The organism is Actinomadura sp. 6N118 (assembly GCF_044326415.1).
Lineage (GTDB): Bacteria > Actinomycetota > Actinomycetes > Streptosporangiales > Streptosporangiaceae > Spirillospora.
Genome location: NZ_JBIRAZ010000030.1, coordinates 29,941 through 46,034, shown reverse-complemented (window position 1 = coordinate 46,034; position 16,094 = coordinate 29,941). Strand labels below are relative to the sequence as shown.

Annotated in this window: 17 protein-coding genes; 4 read left to right on the top strand and 13 right to left on the bottom strand. The window is 68.7% G+C overall.

All coding sequences use genetic code 11. From position 1 onward, the window contains the following. Nucleotides 1-164 precede the first annotated feature (164 nt). The 4 genes from ACH34W_RS48285 to ACH34W_RS48270 form a co-directional block, all read right to left on the bottom strand. Nucleotides 165-2,735: a DUF4132 domain-containing protein gene (locus ACH34W_RS48285; RefSeq protein ID WP_395968001.1), complete on the bottom strand. Its 2,571-nt coding sequence runs from the start codon at nucleotides 2,733-2,735 to the stop codon at nucleotides 165-167. A 5-nt stretch (nucleotides 2,736-2,740) separates the two neighbouring features. Beyond that, nucleotides 2,741-3,163, bottom strand: a complete 423-nt coding sequence (locus ACH34W_RS48280) for a hypothetical protein (protein WP_395968000.1) — start codon at nucleotides 3,161-3,163, stop codon at nucleotides 2,741-2,743. Between the two features lie 71 nt (nucleotides 3,164-3,234). Continuing rightward, complete coding sequence (locus tag ACH34W_RS48275; RefSeq protein ID WP_395967999.1) at nucleotides 3,235-3,702, bottom strand: Tn3 family transposase; 468 nt, start codon at nucleotides 3,700-3,702, stop codon at nucleotides 3,235-3,237. 11 nt (nucleotides 3,703-3,713) lie between these two features. After that, entirely contained in the window at nucleotides 3,714-4,571 is an 858-nt protein-coding gene (locus tag ACH34W_RS48270; RefSeq protein WP_395967998.1) for a class I SAM-dependent methyltransferase, read from the bottom strand. Nucleotides 4,572-4,622: 51 nt separating this feature from the next. On the opposite strand from ACH34W_RS48270, the gene ACH34W_RS48265 reads away from it, so the two are divergent. Further along, nucleotides 4,623-5,225 carry a TetR/AcrR family transcriptional regulator gene (locus ACH34W_RS48265; RefSeq protein WP_395967997.1) on the top strand — a complete coding sequence of 201 codons (603 nt, stop codon included), beginning with the start codon at nucleotides 4,623-4,625 and terminating at the stop codon, nucleotides 5,223-5,225. Between the two features lie 209 nt (nucleotides 5,226-5,434). Here ACH34W_RS48265 and ACH34W_RS48260 read toward each other — a convergent pair whose 3' ends face one another. After that, nucleotides 5,435-5,827: a nuclear transport factor 2 family protein gene (locus ACH34W_RS48260; RefSeq protein ID WP_395967996.1), complete on the bottom strand. Its 393-nt coding sequence runs from the start codon at nucleotides 5,825-5,827 to the stop codon at nucleotides 5,435-5,437. Between the two features lie 181 nt (nucleotides 5,828-6,008). After that, the gene (locus ACH34W_RS48255) at nucleotides 6,009-6,758 is read right to left on the bottom strand and encodes an SDR family oxidoreductase (protein ID WP_395967995.1); all 750 of its coding nucleotides are present in this window, start codon (nucleotides 6,756-6,758) and stop codon (nucleotides 6,009-6,011) included. A gap of 147 nt (nucleotides 6,759-6,905) precedes the next feature. Here ACH34W_RS48255 and ACH34W_RS48250 point away from each other — a divergent pair, with 147 nt between their 5' ends. Further along, entirely contained in the window at nucleotides 6,906-7,748 is an 843-nt protein-coding gene (locus tag ACH34W_RS48250; RefSeq protein WP_395967994.1) for a helix-turn-helix transcriptional regulator, read from the top strand. Nucleotides 7,749-8,360: 612 nt separating this feature from the next. Here the strand turns inward: ACH34W_RS48250 and ACH34W_RS48245 are convergent. The 3 genes from ACH34W_RS48245 to tnpA all read right to left on the bottom strand — a co-directional run bounded on the left by ACH34W_RS48245 (nucleotide 8,361) and on the right by tnpA (nucleotide 10,295). After that, nucleotides 8,361-8,741, bottom strand: coding sequence for a MerR family transcriptional regulator (locus ACH34W_RS48245; RefSeq protein ID WP_395967993.1), 381 nt, complete (start codon nucleotides 8,739-8,741; stop codon nucleotides 8,361-8,363). Between the two features lie 147 nt (nucleotides 8,742-8,888). Then, the gene (locus ACH34W_RS48240) at nucleotides 8,889-9,605 is read right to left on the bottom strand and encodes an NADPH-dependent F420 reductase (RefSeq protein ID WP_395967992.1); all 717 of its coding nucleotides are present in this window, start codon (nucleotides 9,603-9,605) and stop codon (nucleotides 8,889-8,891) included. A 219-nt stretch (nucleotides 9,606-9,824) separates the two neighbouring features. Next, nucleotides 9,825-10,295 carry an IS200/IS605 family transposase gene (gene tnpA, locus ACH34W_RS48235; RefSeq protein WP_395967991.1) on the bottom strand — a complete coding sequence of 157 codons (471 nt, stop codon included), beginning with the start codon at nucleotides 10,293-10,295 and terminating at the stop codon, nucleotides 9,825-9,827. A gap of 49 nt (nucleotides 10,296-10,344) precedes the next feature. Here tnpA and ACH34W_RS48230 point away from each other — a divergent pair, with 49 nt between their 5' ends. Continuing rightward, a complete protein-coding gene (locus ACH34W_RS48230) occupies nucleotides 10,345-11,607 on the top strand; it encodes an RNA-guided endonuclease InsQ/TnpB family protein (protein ID WP_395967990.1) in 1,263 nt (420 codons plus the stop codon). Here ACH34W_RS48230 and ACH34W_RS48225 read toward each other — a convergent pair. Together ACH34W_RS48225 and ACH34W_RS48220 are read right to left on the bottom strand one after the other, a co-directional pair. Then, nucleotides 11,590-12,945: a cation:dicarboxylate symporter family transporter gene (locus ACH34W_RS48225; protein WP_395967989.1), complete on the bottom strand. Its 1,356-nt coding sequence runs from the start codon at nucleotides 12,943-12,945 to the stop codon at nucleotides 11,590-11,592. The genes ACH34W_RS48230 and ACH34W_RS48225 overlap by 18 nt on opposite strands. A 137-nt stretch (nucleotides 12,946-13,082) precedes the next feature. Beyond that, complete coding sequence (locus tag ACH34W_RS48220) at nucleotides 13,083-14,249, bottom strand: mandelate racemase/muconate lactonizing enzyme family protein (RefSeq protein ID WP_395967988.1); 1,167 nt, start codon at nucleotides 14,247-14,249, stop codon at nucleotides 13,083-13,085. Between the two features lie 96 nt (nucleotides 14,250-14,345). Here ACH34W_RS48220 and ACH34W_RS48215 point away from each other — a divergent pair, with 96 nt between their 5' ends. Then, complete coding sequence (locus tag ACH34W_RS48215) at nucleotides 14,346-15,050, top strand: GntR family transcriptional regulator (RefSeq protein ID WP_395967987.1); 705 nt, start codon at nucleotides 14,346-14,348, stop codon at nucleotides 15,048-15,050. Between the two features lie 18 nt (nucleotides 15,051-15,068). On the opposite strand, the gene ACH34W_RS48210 is transcribed toward ACH34W_RS48215, so the two are convergent. Next, nucleotides 15,069-15,515 (bottom strand): hypothetical protein, encoded by a 447-nt coding sequence (locus ACH34W_RS48210; RefSeq protein WP_395967986.1) that lies wholly within the window; start codon nucleotides 15,513-15,515, stop codon nucleotides 15,069-15,071. Nucleotides 15,516-15,532: 17 nt separating this feature from the next. Next, complete coding sequence (locus ACH34W_RS48205; RefSeq protein WP_395967985.1) at nucleotides 15,533-16,093, bottom strand: ester cyclase; 561 nt, start codon at nucleotides 16,091-16,093, stop codon at nucleotides 15,533-15,535. Nucleotide 16,094 lies beyond the last annotated feature (1 nt).

Here is a 16,094-nt window from a genome sequence, read left to right as displayed (position 1 = left end):
CAGACGACCGTTTATGTGGGAGTCGCGTCTCGACTGGGCAGGGGCAACCCGGTCGTCGGGCAGCCTCATCTCCGGCAGGCCGATGTCGGGATCAGCCTGCGCCTGGGTGACCGGTCCTCGCTCTCTAAGTGGTTGCGAGCAGGCGGATTTCCTGCTGGGCCTCGTCAGGTAGCGGCCTTGCCGGTGAGGGAATCGAGCTGAGTCAGGATCGACGGGTCGCTGATCTTCTCGTCCTCGGCGAGCAGGAGCACCTTGCTCAGAATGATGCTCGTCATCTGGTCCTCGTCGGCGAACGGCAGGAACAGCCGCCGGTGCGCCCTGGCGCCGAACGAGGCGGGCACCACACAAAGGTAGCCGCCCGGGTCGACGTGGATGCTGCCGCTGGTCAGATGCACCCGGTAGGTCGCCCGGTTACCGCGTACCACGGCCGAGTGCCCCTCGACGGTGACCCGGGCCAGCCCCAGGTCGGCGATGAGCGCCGCGAGCACCTGCGCCCGACTCGCCGCCTGCGCCGGCGACAGATATGCCTCCGGCTCGGTGCCGGCGACCGACACCATCAGGTCCAGGTCTCGCATGACCTCGGAGAACACCACCGGCGGCACGTCGACCAGCGGCACTGGTGTGCCGTCGACGCTGCCCGCGCCGATCGGGGCGCCGTAGCGGCCCGGGTCACGGTGGCCGCCGGTCACGAAGCGGATCTCACCGACAAGGACGTTCCCCATCCCGAAGTAGCCGTGGAAGTCGCAGCGCAGCGCCGCGATGAGGCCGTCGCCGACGGCGCGGGTCGCCTGGTGGTCGTCGTACTCGCCGTGGGTGAACCAGCCCCGGCCGGACAGCAACTGGCCCGCCACCTTGCCGTTGACCGTCTGACCGGCGAACCGCCGCGACACGTCGCCCGCCTCGCGTTCCGCCGGAGTGAGCACATACAACTCCCGGAACGCCTGCTTGACCGGCTGCCGGAGGCGACGCCGCACGATCTCTGCCTGCCAGTCGGCGAGCACCCCCCGCTCGTGCAGTTCGACGGAGTGGACGGCGGTGATCGGGCCGGTGGTGTCGACCTGGTCGAGCAAGTCGATCACGCCCGCCTGGTCCCGCCAGAGCAGCGCGGGCAGCATCGCCGCACCGGCGGGCAGCGACAGCAGTCGGGCCAGCTCGTCCGGCGCCAGCGTCCCGGCGGTGGCGACCAGCCGCTCCACCAGCCCGGTCCGCATCCGGCGAGCCTGGTCCCGTAGTCGCTCCTGGTGCTCACGCAGCTCCTGGTAGCCGGGGTCGCCGCGGACGGCGGCCGGCACCGACTTCAGCGCCTTGCCCGCCCGGCTGACCGTCATCGTCGGGTCGGCGCCGTCGAACCGCAACGCGATCCGGTAGTGGCCGACGTCGGCCTCCGTGGGGGTCTCGGTGGCGATGCGCGCCTCGCAGTCCCATTCGAGGCGGCTCGCCTCCGGAATGCCGGCCACCTGCGCCAGGTGGTCGAGGGCGATCGCGATCGCGGCGGCGTGGGTGTGTCTGCGGTTGGGGCCGAGCTTGGCGCCCTTCTTCGCGGACTCGCGCAACGCCAGGTAGCGGTCGAGGACTGTCTCGTCCGGAGCGAGGGGCAGCATCCCGAACGCGGCGATGCCCTGCAGCGCGTTGTGCTTGACGCGCTTCAGCACCTGGGCGCGGTTCCACCCCATGACCGCGGAGACCAGCTCGTTCGGTTCGAGTTCCAGCAAGCGCCGGGCGGCGTCCGCGCCGGCGTCCTCGATCGCGGCGAGGAGGACGGCCCGGTCCTGGCGGGTGGCTTCGTGGACTGGCATCGCCCGGATCAGGCGCAGCAACGGCGCGGCGCGTGCCAGGTCGAACAGCGGTAGCAGCGCGTCGGCGTCACCCGCGCGCAGCCGCCATCCGAACGCCTGGCGCTGCTCCTCCACCGGCCGGTCCCGCAGTAGGTCGAGCAGGGCGGTGCGTTCCGCGTCGGTCAGTTCCGCCGCGCCGAGGTGGTCGGCAACGCGCTGGTCGCCGTGCCAGGTCAGCGCCGCCCGAACGAACCGCAGGCCGCGCGGTACCGGCACCTTAGGCAGCTCGTCCCAGTCGGGCGGGGCTGGTGCGGAGATGAGCTGCCAGGTCAGCGCGTCCACGTGTTTCCGTACGGCGTCCGCACAGGCCAGCGGCGGGCTGGTCGCATTGCCGGTCGGCGAGTGGCCGATGATGGCGTAGCCGAGGTAGCGGTCGTCGGTGAAGGCCCGTTCGACCACGGTGGCGTCCAGGGCGCCGGCCCGGTGCAGCGTGTCGAGAATTTGCGCCACGGTCTCCCGGCGCAGGGTGCCCAGCGGGGTGAAGACGAGCACCCGCAGCAGGTGAGTGTCGGTAGCGGCGATGGCCCGCTCCGCCACCTCGTCCAGCAGCAGCCGGTGCCGAACATCGCGCCCGAGGAACGCAGCGAGCAGGGCTTTCCGGTGAGCCGTCGGCCACGGCGCGGTCAGCAGGCCGGTGATGTTGTCCGGCCGGTCGACCGGGAAGCCGGCGTCGTAGAGCTCGTCAAGCTCCGCGACGATGTCGCCCACGTGCGGTGCCAGGTTGCCGATCGTCTGGTCGTCGCCCTGCTTGATCCGGAGCCGGATCTCCTCGGCGGTGTACCGCAGGACCGCCAGGTCGTCGGCCTCCGCCGCAACCCGCGCCTGGTCCACCAGCCGCCACAGCGCCTCGCGCTGTTCGTGGACGACGTCGATGTAGATCTCTGGTATGGACAGCTCCACCGCAATCAGCCTCCCGCCAGCGCGACCAGCCGCAGGAACACGACCGGCTCACCGAGCCGAAGCGCGACCTCCTCGTCCAGGTCGACGACCTGCCGTCCGCCGACGAAGACCACGAACGTGCCTCGGGCGAAGGCCTGGTGCGCCCGGGCCACTTCCGCAGTCACGTCCGGGTCCGTCGGCACCTGCGGCGGCATCCTGATCGCACCGGTGCTGGCCTGCGTCCGGAGATCGTCGTCGGACAGGTACTGGCGGTCGAGGATCCGCCGGCAGTGCGCCGCGTCGGCGCGCAGCTCCCGGATCTGCTCCTCGACCGTGCGCCGGATCAGCTCCCGCACTGTCGTGCGATCGTCGGCCAGCTGTACCAGCACCGCCGGCAGGTCATCGCCGGACCGGCCGGGCATCCGGCTGCGCACCTCGATGTCGACCATGGCCGCCACCATAGAACAGCGGGCGGACAGTCCGGCCATATCACGGCACCGCGGTGAACTCGCCTCACCGGTCAGGTGCGCGGGGCGAACAGCACTCGCGGTTCCAGGTCGAGCCGGGTCGCGGGTGCTTGCTCGAGTGGGGTGAGGTTGAGCACGAGGTCGCCCATGCGGCGGATGGTGTGCTGGATGTAGGGGGTGATGGTGGCCAGGTCGTCGCGCTCAACGGGGTAGCCCTCGGCGGCGAACTGGTTGGCCACGTGGGTGATGTCCAGCGCGGTGGAGTAGATCGCGCAGTTGGCGAGCAGCTCGTTGAACTTGACCACGCGTTCCTGGTGGTCGGGGTCGTTGTGGCCGATGAGTTTGCCGCCGATCATCAGCCATTCGGAGTAGCCGTGGAACGCCTCGGCCTTGTTAGTGATCGCGGTGATCTGCTCCCGCAGCCCCGGTTCCGACAGGAACCGCAGCAACGTGATCGTGCGGATGACACGGCCCAGCTCGCGGAAGGCCCGGCCCCCTTCTGGCGTATTCGGTTCCCACACCTAACAGACCCTCAACTCGGGTCCGTGTCATCACCCGAAGGGTTCAGGTCTCTGGCGCGTACGGCGGTCGCGGCCAGGGTGGTGTAGTTCATCGTGAAGTGTCCACCCAGGGCGTCGATGGCGCCCCCGACCGCGTCCATTATCTCGGCCAGCTGATCGGGACGGAGTTGGGTGAGGCCGCCGGTGGTGGGGAGCAGGTCCAGCCATTGGTCGCGCGTGTAGGACTGCTCCCAGTCGAATCGCCACTGCTCGGGATCGTTGAATAGTTCGGTCTCGCGGATCGCGTCGGCGAACTTTGCGTATGCCGCCTGGTAGAGGCCGAGTGGACGTCGGGCCGGTTCGCCGTTGAACGGGGAGTCGGGCGCCGCCTTCCGGTAGGCAGCGGCGAACGGCTCGGCCACCTCGGCAGGCGGCTCGTACACGTGCCCGAAGATCGCCAGCCGTCCCCCTGGACGCAGTACACGTGCCGCCTTCACCGCGCCGGCGACCGGATCCACCCAGTGCCACGACTGGGCGGCGATGACCGCGTCGAACATCCGGCCGGCCGACTGCCAGGCTTCGAAGGCCGACACCTCGACCTGCAGGCCACGGGCTCGCGCGAAGTCAGCCATCCGCGCATCGGGCTCGACGCCGAGCACGGCGCAGCCGGCGGCCTGGAACTGGCGGGCTGCGATGCCGGTACCGCAGCCGACGTCGAGCACGTCAGGCCCAGGGCTCCCGGCAACGATCCGCGCCACCAACGCATCGGGGTAGCCGGGCCGTGCTTGGTCGTAGCGTTGCGCGTCCACGCCGAACGACTCGGCCATCCGCCGGGCCTTATGCGGCTGTGCCAGGGACGGTTCTGGTTGCTCTCGCGGTAGTATGGGCATGCGCCCACCTTAGTGGGCATGCGCCCACTAGACAACGGAGAGGATCTGTGGATGCCGACTGGGGTGCACCTTCGCGACGCGCGGCAGCAGCTGTTCGAGGCTGCCGAACGCGTGCTTCTGCGGGACGGGCCGAACGGGCTGACCAGCCGGGCCGTCACCGACGAAGCGGGCTGCGCCAAGGGCGTCCTGCACCGGCACTTCACCGACTTCGACGCCTTCCTCACCGATCTCGTGCTCGACCGGGCCGCGCAGCTCGAGACACAAGCGAGTGCGCTGCGCGAGTCCGTCGGCACCGGCACCGTGGCCGACAACCTCACCAGCGCGCTGACCACCCTGTTCGGACCGGTTCCGGTGGCGATCATCCCGCTTGTCACCTTCCGGGACGAGCTGCGCGCACGGCTGCGGCAAGCCAGTCCAGGAGGCGGAATCGCGATCCTCGCCCAGGCCACGACCGCGATCTCCGCCTATCTGGCCGACGAGCGTGACCTGGGCCGCATCGCGGCCGACGCCGACATCGACTCACTCACCCTCTCCCTGGTCGGTGGCGGGCATCTCCTGTTCGCAGACCGCGACCCCGGCCCGCCGACCACGGCAGCCGTCAGCAAGCTCGTGACAGCGGTCATCGCCGACGCCGTGCAACGACGACCGGCCTAGGTACCCCCGAGTGTGAGCCCACGACCGTCCGCCGACACTCGCGCGCGTAATAGGGGCCCCAGTTGCACCGACGAGGTTTCGGTCGGACCCGGCCAAGGCCGGTAATAGATCCAGCTTGCCCAGCTCCCGAGTTCACCGGCGCCGACGGTAAGCCGAGAACATGCACGTCGCGATCATCCGCGCCCGGCGACCCTGAAACTCGGGCGGCACTAGCGGCGTTGTGGCCACGTGAGATGGATGACCCGCCGGGAAATGCGCCAGCCGTAATCGGTGCGTCGCAGGTCGTCGGCGTAGACGACGCTGGCGACACCGCCGCCCTCCAGCAGGCTCAGACCTTTGGATCGGGCCCGCACCTCGTCGCCCGGGCCTTCCGACACGACGATGTTCGTCGTATGGTGGGCTTTCGCGTGTCCGGGGACGTTCAGGACGGTCGCGATCGCGTCCAGCCCGACGACCGGGTCGAAGCCGAAGACGCTGCCGTCCCACATCGCGTCTTCGGTGAGGCATTCGCCGAGACGGTCCAGTTCCTGGTCGTCCATGATGTGCGCCCACAGCGCCAGGGCCCTGCTGATTTCGACGGTGTCTTCATTCGTGGGTTTCACGTTCGGCTCTCCATTTTGTGCGTTGCTGGATCAGGCCTTGGCGCCGCTCAGCATGGCCAGGTGGCCCTGCTCAACACGTTCATCACCGCCTCGAGTTCGCCGAGCAAGGGGCGAGAAGTGCCTGGCGATCGCATCGAGCGTTTTCGATCTGCGTGGTGGGGCGTGGCCGTGAGGTGCCGGATCAGGCTTTGAAGCTGCTGAGCATGGTCAGGACCTGGTCGTAGGTGCCGTTGGCCTCGGCGTGTCGGGCGAACTCGGCGCTTTCCACGACGATTTCCCTGGCGTCTGGTTGGGCGTCCAGCAGTGTCAAAATCTCGGTCAGGAACTCGTCCAGCGGCATGGCCTGCTCGTTGTCCTGCTGGCCCATCAGTCCGGTCCGGACCGGTGGCGGGGCCATCTCGATCACCTGGACGGGGGTGCCGGCCAGTTGGACGCGCAGACTCTCGGAGAACGAGTGCAGGGCGGCCTTGGTCGCGTTATAGGTGGGGGTGACCGGCAACGGCACAAAGGCCAGTGCCGAGGTCACGTTCAGGACGACGGCGTCGTCCTTGGTCACCAGGTGCGGCAGGAAGGCGTACGTCATCCGGATCGGGCCGAGCAGGTTGGTGGTGACATGGTCCTCGGCGGTCGGCAGGCAGGCCGGATCGAGCAGGTTCTCCGGCCGCTGGATGCCGGCGTTGTTGACCAGCACGTTGAGCTGGGGATGGCTCGCCGCCAGGGTGCTTGCGGCGCGGGTGATCGACGCGGGGTCCGCCACGTCCAGGACGAAAGTCTCGATGCCCGGGTGCTCGGTGGCGATCTGGTCGAGCAGGTCCTTACGCCGGCCGGCGACGATCACCTTGTTGCCGGCCTCGTGCAGACGCAGCGCCAGGCCGAGCCCGATGCCCGAAGTGCCACCGGTGATCAGGATCGTGTTGCCGGTCATCTTCATGGGAGTTCTCTCCTTCGCTGGCTGCGGGCCATTGAGCGCCCGCAGCCCCCGACCGTAGGGGCGCCCGCGCGGAGGCAGGAGAGGAAGGCCTTTCCATGGATCGGCGGTCCCTGGCTAGGCCGGCGCAAAACGACGACCATGGGAGGCATGGACAGGAAAGAACTGGCGGAGTTCCTGCGCCGGCGGCGCGAGCTGCTGCGCCCCGCCGACGTCGGACTGGTCGAGGGCCCACGCCGGCGCACCCCGGGGCTGCGCCGCGAGGAGGTCGCCCAGCTCGCCGGCATGTCCACCGACTACTACGCCCGCCTGGAACAGCAGCGCGCTCCGCAGCCCTCCGTCCAGATCACCACCGCCCTCGCCAGGGCCCTGCGCTTGACGCCGGACGAACGCGACCACCTCTTCGCCCTCATCGGCCACAACGCCCCGGCACGCTTCCATACCTCCGAGCACGTCAGCCCGACCCTCCTGCGGGTCCTGGAACGCCTGAACGCCGACACCCCGGCCCTGGTGCTGACCGACATGGCCGACACCCTCGCGATGAACCCGATCGCCACCGCCCTGCTCGGCGACCGGACCCGCCATACGGGCCTGGCCCGCAGCTGCTTCTACCGCTGGTTCACCGACCCGGCCGAGCGCCTGTACTACGCCGAAGAAGACCACCCCGACCACACCCGCTCCCAGGCAGCCCGCCTGCGGGCCGCGCTGACAGCCGGCAGCGACGTCGACCGAGCCGCCCGTATGGTCGCCGAACTCCACGAACTCAGCCCCGAGTTCGTCCGCGTGTGGGAACTCGGGGAGGTCGCCCGGCGCTATGAGGAGTCCAAGACCATCCTCCACCCCGACCTCGGCCGTATCGACGTCGACGCCCAGTTCCTGCGCACCCAAGACCGCACGCAGACCCTGGTGGTGCTGGCCGCCCGCCCCGGCACCGACAGCCAGGGAAAGCTCGAACTCCTCTCCGTCATAGGACACCAGCAGCTCACCCCCTAACCGGTCTGTCGGTAACGAGGCTGTCATGACGTACATGCGTTTCAGTTTGCCCAGCTCAGATGGGTTGCGCCGACCCGGCGGAACAGAGGTTCCACGGGGCCTCGGCTGCGTCGAGCACCACCACTGACCTGCACCGGGCTGATCGCGTGTACTTGGTGACACGAGTCTTAACGACAGGCCGGTCCGCCGCTCTCACCCTGAAGATCCAGGCCACCACCGACACCTCCCTGTCCCCCAGGGGCCGGTGGCGCATTGACCTCGGTTACGCTCAGCGCCGCGTCGGGTGGCACGAACGGATGATCGCCGAAGAGGTCGGCGGACCCGGCCGCACCGGCAACCCCGATGGACGGCCACCACGAGATGCTCACCGTCGCCCGCCAGCGCCCGGCCGAGGTCGAGGCCCGCGAACTCAAGCCTTCGCGATGGATCGTGGAACGTGCGAACCCATAAGACCTACGAACGAACCGGACGCGGTGCCCGGCTTTGCCAGGGTTCCCTCGGGGCCTGGTGTCTTGAGGATCGTCAAAAAACGCCTTCGTTAATCGTGGTGGGCACCCGCGAGGGCCTGGCCGCCCCCCGGGCGGCGGCCGCGTCAGTGGCCATCCATCATGATCATGTGGAGGTACGGGGCGGGCCATCGCGCATGACCTGTTGTGTGATCTCGATCAGGCCGTTCAGGGTGTGCCGTGTGCGGGCGAGTTCGGCGGCTTGGGCGTCGATGCGGTCGCGTTCGGCGATGAGCCGGCGTAGCGCCTCGGCAGAGCAGCGTTCTCCGGGGTCCTTGATGTGCGGTAGCAGCTCGGTGATGGCTTTGCCGGTCATCCCGGCGGCGAAGAACTGCTTGATCAACCCCACGCGGTACACGGCATCGTCGTCGTAGTGGCGCTGCCCGCTCGCGCTGCGCTCGCTGGCGAGCATGCCCTGTTCCTCGTAGTAGCGCAGGGAGCGCACGCTGGCCCCGGTCCGCTTCGCAAGATCACCGATGCGCACCATGCCCCCGATCCCCTCACGCCCATGTCAGGTATCAGTGTACGGCGCGCCCGCGCAGCCGCTGGAGGATCTCGGGCCGCCCGCCCCGAGCCGACGCTCCTGGCGGCTCGGGCGAGCCCGACGACAACCGCGAGGCCTTCGGCGCTGGCGTCAGAAGACGCGCGCGGCGACGTCGACCCGGTGGCTCGCAGCCAGAGCGGCGCGCAGCTTGTCGGCCGGCAGCGGTGCGGCGGGGGCCTGCATGATCTGCTCGGCCGGTACGTCGGGGTCGGCGAGGTAGATCTGGGTGTAGGCGCCTGCCTCTGGCTCGAAGTGCCAGCTGTCGGCCAGGGTTCCGGCGTCGAGGGTGTCGTAGCCCAGCCGGCCGATGAGCTCCGCCGCCCAAACCTTGGCGCCGGAGTCGTCGCCGGCGATGGGCAGGGCACTGCGGTCGGGCGCGCCTGCGGGCCGGGCAAGCTGGGGGATGTGGTGGGCCAGGATGTTGTTGAATGCCTTCACCAGGAGGGCGCCGGGCAGGAGCTGCTGAACCAGCTCGCTCGTGGTCAGCTTCCCGGAATCGAGTTCGGCGATCCGGCCGTCGCGGTGGGGATAGTAGTTGCCGGTGTCCAGCACGGTTTTGCCCTCCAGCAGGCCGGCGGGCAGGGAGCTGTAGGCCGACAGCGGGATGCTCAGCAAGGTCGCCTCCCCGGCACCGGCCGCCTGCTCCACGGTTCCCGCACCGGCCCGCGGTCCCAGCTCCTGCACCAGGTCCGCCAGGCTCTGCGGGCCGCGCGAGTTGGCGATCACCACATCGATGCCCGCCGCCACCGCCAGCCGCGCGACCGCCGACCCGATGTTCCCGCTACCGATGATCCCCAGAGTCGACATCGCCGATTCCCCCCGTACTCCTCATGGCCGCCCCGGCCCATCGCCCGTGGACGCACAAACCACTGCGGCCACGTTAAGACCTCACACCAATGTCAGAGGCAAATCAGCCCCTTCGACGGCATGTCAGGCTCTACCTCCCAGAGCCTCTTTACCGACCCGACCTTTAGTGATTTTCTAGCGAGAAACCCCGCCCCTTCAGGGGCGGGATGAATCGCATCCTCAGTTACGCGGCGCGGAGCGCCGCCGCATCGCGGGGTCCCCGAGGTCGGGACGTTTCTGGTTCTCGATGTACTCCTTGATGATGTCCAGGGGTGCGCCGCCGCAGGAGGCGGCGAAGTAGGACGGGGACCAGAAGTGCCCGCGCATGCTGGCCCGGTTGACGCGGCCGGTGAACTCCTGGCGGAGCCGGCGGGCGGAGACACCTTTGAGCGAGCCGACCAGTGCCGACAGGGCGACCTTGGGCGGGTAGTGGACGAGCAGGTGGACGTGGTCGGTCTCGCCGTTGAACTCGCGGAGCTCGGCGCCGAAGTCCTCACAGACCTTCCGCATGATCTCCTCGCAGCGGGTGAGCATCGCGTCATCGAACACGCGTCGCCGGTACTTCGGTGTGAAGACCAAGTGCGCGTGCAGGGTGTAGACCACGCTGCGTCCCCTGCGTATGTCGGGGTTGGGCTCCCATCGGGGTGACATAGGTCAACTCTAGTTTGAGTGACACCGCGCGTTCCCGGTGGGTAGCTTGATGGTCGTGAAACTGGTGGTGCAGGTGAAGCTGACGCCGACGGCCGAGGTGGCCGAGGCGTTGGCGGACGAGCTCACCGGGTGCAACGACGGTGCGAACTGGGTGTCGGCTGTGGCGTTCGAGCACTTCGGCCTGAAGGCCCGGGAGTACGCGCTGCGGAAGCTAACCTACGCCCGGCTCCGAGAGGAAGGCCTCAAGTCGGCCGCCGCGCAGCAGGTGATCGCGAAGGTCACCGACGCGTACGCCAGCCTGCGCGGCAACATCAAGGCCGGGAACCTGGGCCGTCCGGGGTCCAAGCGGCGCCGTAAGGCCGAGAGCAAACCGATCGTGTTCCGGCCGGACGCGGCGCAGGCATACGACCATCGGAACATGGGCTGGGACATCGACGCCCAAACGGTGGCGATCACCACCCGGCGGGGCCGGATCCAGGGCATCCCGTTCGCCTGTTCGCCAGACCAGTTGAAGACCTTGGCCGCCTACCGCAAGGGCGAGGCCGACCTGCTGCGCCGGGACGGCCAGTGGTACCTGGTGGCGACGTGCGAGGTGCCCGAAGCCGACCTCAACGAGCAACCGGCCGGGTGGGTCGGAGTCGACCTGGGGATCGAGAACATCGCCACCGCCTCGACCGGCTACAAGGCGGCCGGGCGCGGCCTGAACCGGCACCGGGCCCGGCAGCAGGAGCTGCGGACCAAACTCCAGAAGAAACGCACGAAGTCGGCCAAGCGCGTGCTGAAACGACGGCGCCGCAAGGAGGCCCGCCGTGCGGCCGACTTCAACCACTGCATCTCGAAACAGATCGTGACCGAGGCTGAACGCACCGGACACGGGATCGCCCTGGAAGACCTGCAGGGGATCCGTGACCGGGTACGGCATCGCAAGCCCCAACGGGTCACCTTCCATTCCTGGGCCTTTCACCAGCTCGGGACCTTCATCACCTACAAGGCTCTGCGGGCCGGTGTGCCGGTGGTGTTCGTCGACCCGGCCCACACCTCCCAAACCTGCGCGGACTGCGGTCATGTGGACCGCCGGAACCGGGTATCACAGGGCTTGTTCATCTGCCGGGGCTGCGGCGTCGTTGCGCACGCGGACCGGAACGCTTCCCGCAACATCGCCGCACGCGGCGGTGCTGCGTGGGACGCGGGGCGGCAGTCATCCGTCCCGGCCGTGACCGGCACCAGCCCGTCACGGCCAAGACGCGGCACGCAACCCGGCAGCCAGCCGGGACGTAGCTGCAAGCTCAGGGCTTCAGCCCCGAGAAGCTGACTTGTGGTGAAGTGCGGCGTCCTCGGCTTCGATCTGCTCCAGCTCCGCAGCCCCGGCGCGGAGGACGGTGTTGGCCTTGTCCAGGTCGAAGTCCTTTTCCCACTTGCCGATGACTATGGCAGCGACGGCGTTGCCGAGGACGTTGATGAACACCCGGCCTTCGTTGAGGATCCGGTCGATGCCGACGATCAGGGCGAGCGCGGCGAGCGGCATGTGGCCGACCGCGGTGATGGTGCTGGCCAGGACGATGAACGCGCCCCCGGCGATGCCGGCGGTGCCCTTGCTCGTCAGCATCATGACCCCGACCATCACCAGCTGCTGCTGCCAGGACAGGTCGATGCCCAGGGCCTGGGCGAGGAACAGCGGGGCCATGGTGAGGTAAACCGCGGAGCCGTCGAGGTTGAACGAGAACCCGGACGGGATGACGATGCCGACGACCGGGCGGCCGATGCCCATCATCTCCAGCTTGCGCACCAGCTGGGGGAGGACCGCTTCGCTGGAGCAGGTCGCCAGCGCGACGAGCAGCTCAGCCTTGAGATAGCGCATCAGCCCGAACAGGCTCAGCTTGCACGCCCGCATGATCGCGCCGAGCACGACGATCACGTAGACGACGCAGGTGGCGGTGAACAGCAGGATGAGGTAGCCGAGTTGTTGAAGGCTACTGGCACCGTAGGTGGCCACGACGGTGGTCAGGGCGCCGAAGGTGCCGATCGGGGCCAGCCGCATGACCCAGCCCACGATCCGGAACACCACGCCCGACAGCGCCGAGATCCCCTGGGTCAGCGGCGCGGCCGAGGGGCCGGCCATGTTCAGCGCGACGCCGAAGACGATCGAGACGACCAGCGCGGAGAGGATCCCGTCACCGGTGAGCGCGCCGAACAGCGATTCCGGGATGAGGCTGGAGATGAAGCCTGTGAAGGTGGCGTGCTGCTCGGTGGCGGCGGAGGGGATGCTGCCCGCGTCGAGGGTCGCCGGGTCGACGTTCATGCCGTCGCCGGGTCGGAAGATGTTCGCGACCGCGAGGCCGATCAGCATGGACAGCAGCGACAGGACCAGGAAGTAACCGATCGCCTTCACGCCGATCCGGCCGGCTTTGCGAAGGTTGTCCATCGAGGCGATGCCCGTGGTGATCACGCAGAAGACCACCGGGATCACGATCATCTTGACCAGCGCGATGAACCAGTCGTTGAGCGGCTTGAGGTCGGCGCCCACCGAGGGGAACGCCAGCCCGACGGCGACACCCAGGACGGCGGCGACCACCACCTGGAACCAGAGTTCACCTATCAGCTTGCGAAAACGGGACCGCTGCGGGCGGTCTGAGGCGATCGTGGACGACATCGTTGTTGCTCCCTTGCACGACGTTGTGGCGGGCGAAAGCCGGGTCGCGGGCTTTCGGTGGGGTTGGTGGCCGGATCGGCGGCTCGGGTGTGCGGGGCCGCCCGCGTCTGGCCGAGCGAGCGGGCCCCGCCGGCGGCTCAGCTGTGCAGCTTGCGCAGAACCTCGTAGAAAGCGGCCTTGGCCTCGAACCCGATACCGGGGGTGTCGGTCAATCCGACATGGCTGTTCTCAACCACGGCGCCGTCGGCGAACCCGCCGGTCGGCTGGAACTCACCCGGGTAGGACTCGTTGCCGCCGAGCTTGAGCGCCGCGGCGATATGCAGGGAGAACTGGTGCCCACCGTGCGGGATGCAGCGCCGCGAGGACCAGCCGTGCTGCTTGAGCATGTCCTGCACCCGCAGGTACTCGGTCAGCCCGTAGCTCAACGCGGGGTCGACCTGGATGTAGTCGCGATCCGGGCGCAGGCCTCCGTAACGGATCAGGTTGCGCGCGTCCTGGAGCGAGAACAGGTTCTCTCCGGTCGCGACCGGGCCCCGGTAGTGCTCGCAGAGGGTGGCGTTGAGCCGGTAGTCCAGCGGGTCGCCGACCTCCTCGTACCAGAACAAGCCGTAGGGCTCGATGGCTTCGCCGTACTTGAGCGCGGTGGCCAAGTCGAACCGGCCGTTCACGTCGACGGCCAGCCGGGAACCGTCGCCGTCGAGGACCTCGAGCACCGCCTCGATGCGCTCGAGGTCCTCGGCGAGGTCGGCGCCGCCGATCTTCATCTTGACCACGCGGTAGCCCTGGTCGAGGAAGCCCTTCATCTCGTCCTGCAGGTCGCGCAGGGTCTTGCCGGGCGCGTAGTAGCCGCCCGCGGCATAGACGAAGACCTCGTCGTCGGGCTGGCCGTCGCCGTAGCGGTCCGACAGCCACCGGTACAGCGGCTGCCCGGCGATCTTCGAGGCGAGGTCGAACAGCGCCATGTCGACCACGCCCACCGCCACCGAGCGCTCACCGTGCCCACCGGGCTTCTCGTTGTTCATCATGAAATCCCACGCGCGAGTGGGGTCGAGCTGACCGTCCTCGGCGAGCAACGCCTCCGGGTCCGCGTCCAGCAGGCGGGGGATGATCCGACGGCGCAGGATCTCCCCGGCGCTGTACCGGCCGTTTGAGTTGAACCCGTAACCCACGACCGGCTCGCCGTCGCGCACGACGTCCGACACGACCGCCACGATCGAGCAGTCCATCGAGCTGAAGTCGATCCAGGCGTTACGGATCGATGAGCTGATCGGGACGACACCCTCGTGGACAGCGGTGATCTTCATCGACCCTCCTCGTTGTAATTTATAAATTACACGGCGATGCTAGGCTCGCCGTGAGCTTGAGCACAACCCCTGGTTCGGTCGGAGGTGGGCGGGAAGATGGGCGGCGCGAACGTGTTCTCCAGCAAGGGCGACGCCGCCTACGTCGAACTCCGCGAGCGCATCCTGTCCGGGAGCCTGCCCCCGGGATCCCGTCTCTCCCAGCACGAACTCGCCGCTGAAATGGGCATGAGCCTCACCCCGCTGCGCGAGGCAGTCCGCCGGCTCAGCAGCGAGGGCCTGATCGATCTCGACACCCAGCGGGACGCTCGCGTGGCGAGTATGAGCGCCAGCGAGGCCCGGCAACTGTTCGAGGTCCGCCTCTCCCTGGATCCCACGGCTGCCGAACTCGCCGCGGAACGCCGCACGGATCACGACATCACCGCGCTGCGCGCGGCAGCTGCTCGACTGCTACCGGTCACCCGCGCCTGGGGCGAGGAGGCGCTGACCGCTCACCGCGCCTTCCACCGGGCGCTCTACCGCGCCTCGCACAATGACGTGCTGATCAGGATGCTCGACGACCTCTGGGACAAGTCCGACCGCTACCGGCGCATAGGCTTGGAGCTCCCGCCGGGCGACGAGCCGCGCACCCGCGACCACCGCGAACACCACGAACTGCTCGACCTCATCCTGGCGGGCGACGGCGCCGGCGCACGATCGCTCATGCGCGCGCACATCGAGCGCAGCCTCACCGGCTCCGCCATTGACGCACTCGAGCAGAGGGAACGCCGCAGTTCCGCGGAGGCGGCGTCCGAAGCCAGCTGATGGAAGAAAGATTTCGCATCAGATGCGAACGACGGAGGGTGACGGTTGAGTGGTGAGGTCCCGCGCCCAGGGCCGCCAGGTACCCGACGAGATCCTGACCCACACCTCACCCTGCCGCAGCGACAACATCAACTTCTTCGGTGTCATCAGCGTCGACGTCGAAGCCGAACTGGCCAAGCTGGATGGATCGGGCTGGCGGCCGCTCCGCCTGTCCCGCAGCGGGATGTCACGCCGCGACAGCAACCGCTCCAGCTTTGTCCTGGCGACGGCCTTGGTGTGGTCGACGTTCTCGCGACGCCGTTCGGCATCGGCGAGCACCGACGGTGCGACCCACTTCTTCTTGGCGGCGCACCAGGTGAGCCAGGAGGAGACGGCGGCGCGGTTGCGGTTCCAGGTCGCCGGCGCGCACTGGCCCCACAGGGCGGTGAGCGCGTCGCCGATCTCGTTGCCGGCGACGTCGGCCAACAGGCGGTCGCGGCGGGTCAGTCGTTGAGATCGGGGGCTACGGTGCGGGTCAGGCGCGGGTCCGGCTCGCCGCCGGCCGCGGCGAGCGCTCCGGCGACGGCGCGGCCGAGCTTGAGCAGGTCGGCGGGGTTCTTCTTGTCAAGCCCGCCGAGGAGCTGTTTGAGGATGGTGAGCTGGTCGAAGTAGACGCGCTCGGTGATCAGGTTCTCGTTCGCGTCGAAGATGAAGTACGCGGTCATCCGGGTGCGGTGCTTGGAGCCGGTGGGCGGGATCTTGCCGAGCGGCCCCTTGTGGGTGCCCATCAGCCAGAACTCGACGATCACGGCGTCGTGCGCGTGGCGGAGGGCGATGATCTCGTGGTCCTGGTCAGGGAAAGCGCCGCGCGTGTCGTGGTAGTACCCGCGGACGTCGCCGTCGCCGTCGTGGACGGTCATCTGGGCGATCAGCTCGTAGTGCGGGTGCGGGAACGTCGTGAGGACGGCATCCCAGTCCTGGAGAACCTCGTCGCGGAAGTGGTCCAGGACGAGCTTTTCGCGGGCGCGCAGAACTTCTTCGGGGGGCAGGACGAAGCGTGACATG

What these genes read in the sequence shown, in the direction of transcription:
- ACH34W_RS48280 (WP_395968000.1), bottom strand. Translation starts at nt 3,163, where the DNA reads ATGGTCGACATCGAGGTGCGCAGCCGGATGCCCGGCCGGTCCGGCGAT.
- ACH34W_RS48270 (WP_395967998.1), bottom strand. Translation starts at nt 4,571, where the DNA reads ATGCCCATACTACCGCGAGAGCAACCAGAACCGTCCCTGGCACAGCCG.
- ACH34W_RS48265 (WP_395967997.1), top strand. Translation starts at nt 4,623, where the DNA reads ATGCCGACTGGGGTGCACCTTCGCGACGCGCGGCAGCAGCTGTTCGAG.
- ACH34W_RS48255 (WP_395967995.1), bottom strand. Translation starts at nt 6,758, where the DNA reads ATGAAGATGACCGGCAACACGATCCTGATCACCGGTGGCACTTCGGGC.
- ACH34W_RS48250 (WP_395967994.1), top strand. Translation starts at nt 6,906, where the DNA reads ATGGACAGGAAAGAACTGGCGGAGTTCCTGCGCCGGCGGCGCGAGCTG.
- ACH34W_RS48245 (WP_395967993.1), bottom strand. Translation starts at nt 8,741, where the DNA reads ATGGTGCGCATCGGTGATCTTGCGAAGCGGACCGGGGCCAGCGTGCGC.
- ACH34W_RS48240 (WP_395967992.1), bottom strand. Translation starts at nt 9,605, where the DNA reads ATGTCGACTCTGGGGATCATCGGTAGCGGGAACATCGGGTCGGCGGTC.
- tnpA (WP_395967991.1), bottom strand. Translation starts at nt 10,295, where the DNA reads ATGTCACCCCGATGGGAGCCCAACCCCGACATACGCAGGGGACGCAGC.
- ACH34W_RS48230 (WP_395967990.1), top strand. Translation starts at nt 10,345, where the DNA reads ATGGTCGTGAAACTGGTGGTGCAGGTGAAGCTGACGCCGACGGCCGAG.
- ACH34W_RS48225 (WP_395967989.1), bottom strand. Translation starts at nt 12,945, where the DNA reads ATGTCGTCCACGATCGCCTCAGACCGCCCGCAGCGGTCCCGTTTTCGC.
- ACH34W_RS48220 (WP_395967988.1), bottom strand. Translation starts at nt 14,249, where the DNA reads ATGAAGATCACCGCTGTCCACGAGGGTGTCGTCCCGATCAGCTCATCG.
- ACH34W_RS48215 (WP_395967987.1), top strand. Translation starts at nt 14,346, where the DNA reads ATGGGCGGCGCGAACGTGTTCTCCAGCAAGGGCGACGCCGCCTACGTC.
- ACH34W_RS48205 (WP_395967985.1), bottom strand. Translation starts at nt 16,093, where the DNA reads ATGTCACGCTTCGTCCTGCCCCCCGAAGAAGTTCTGCGCGCCCGCGAA.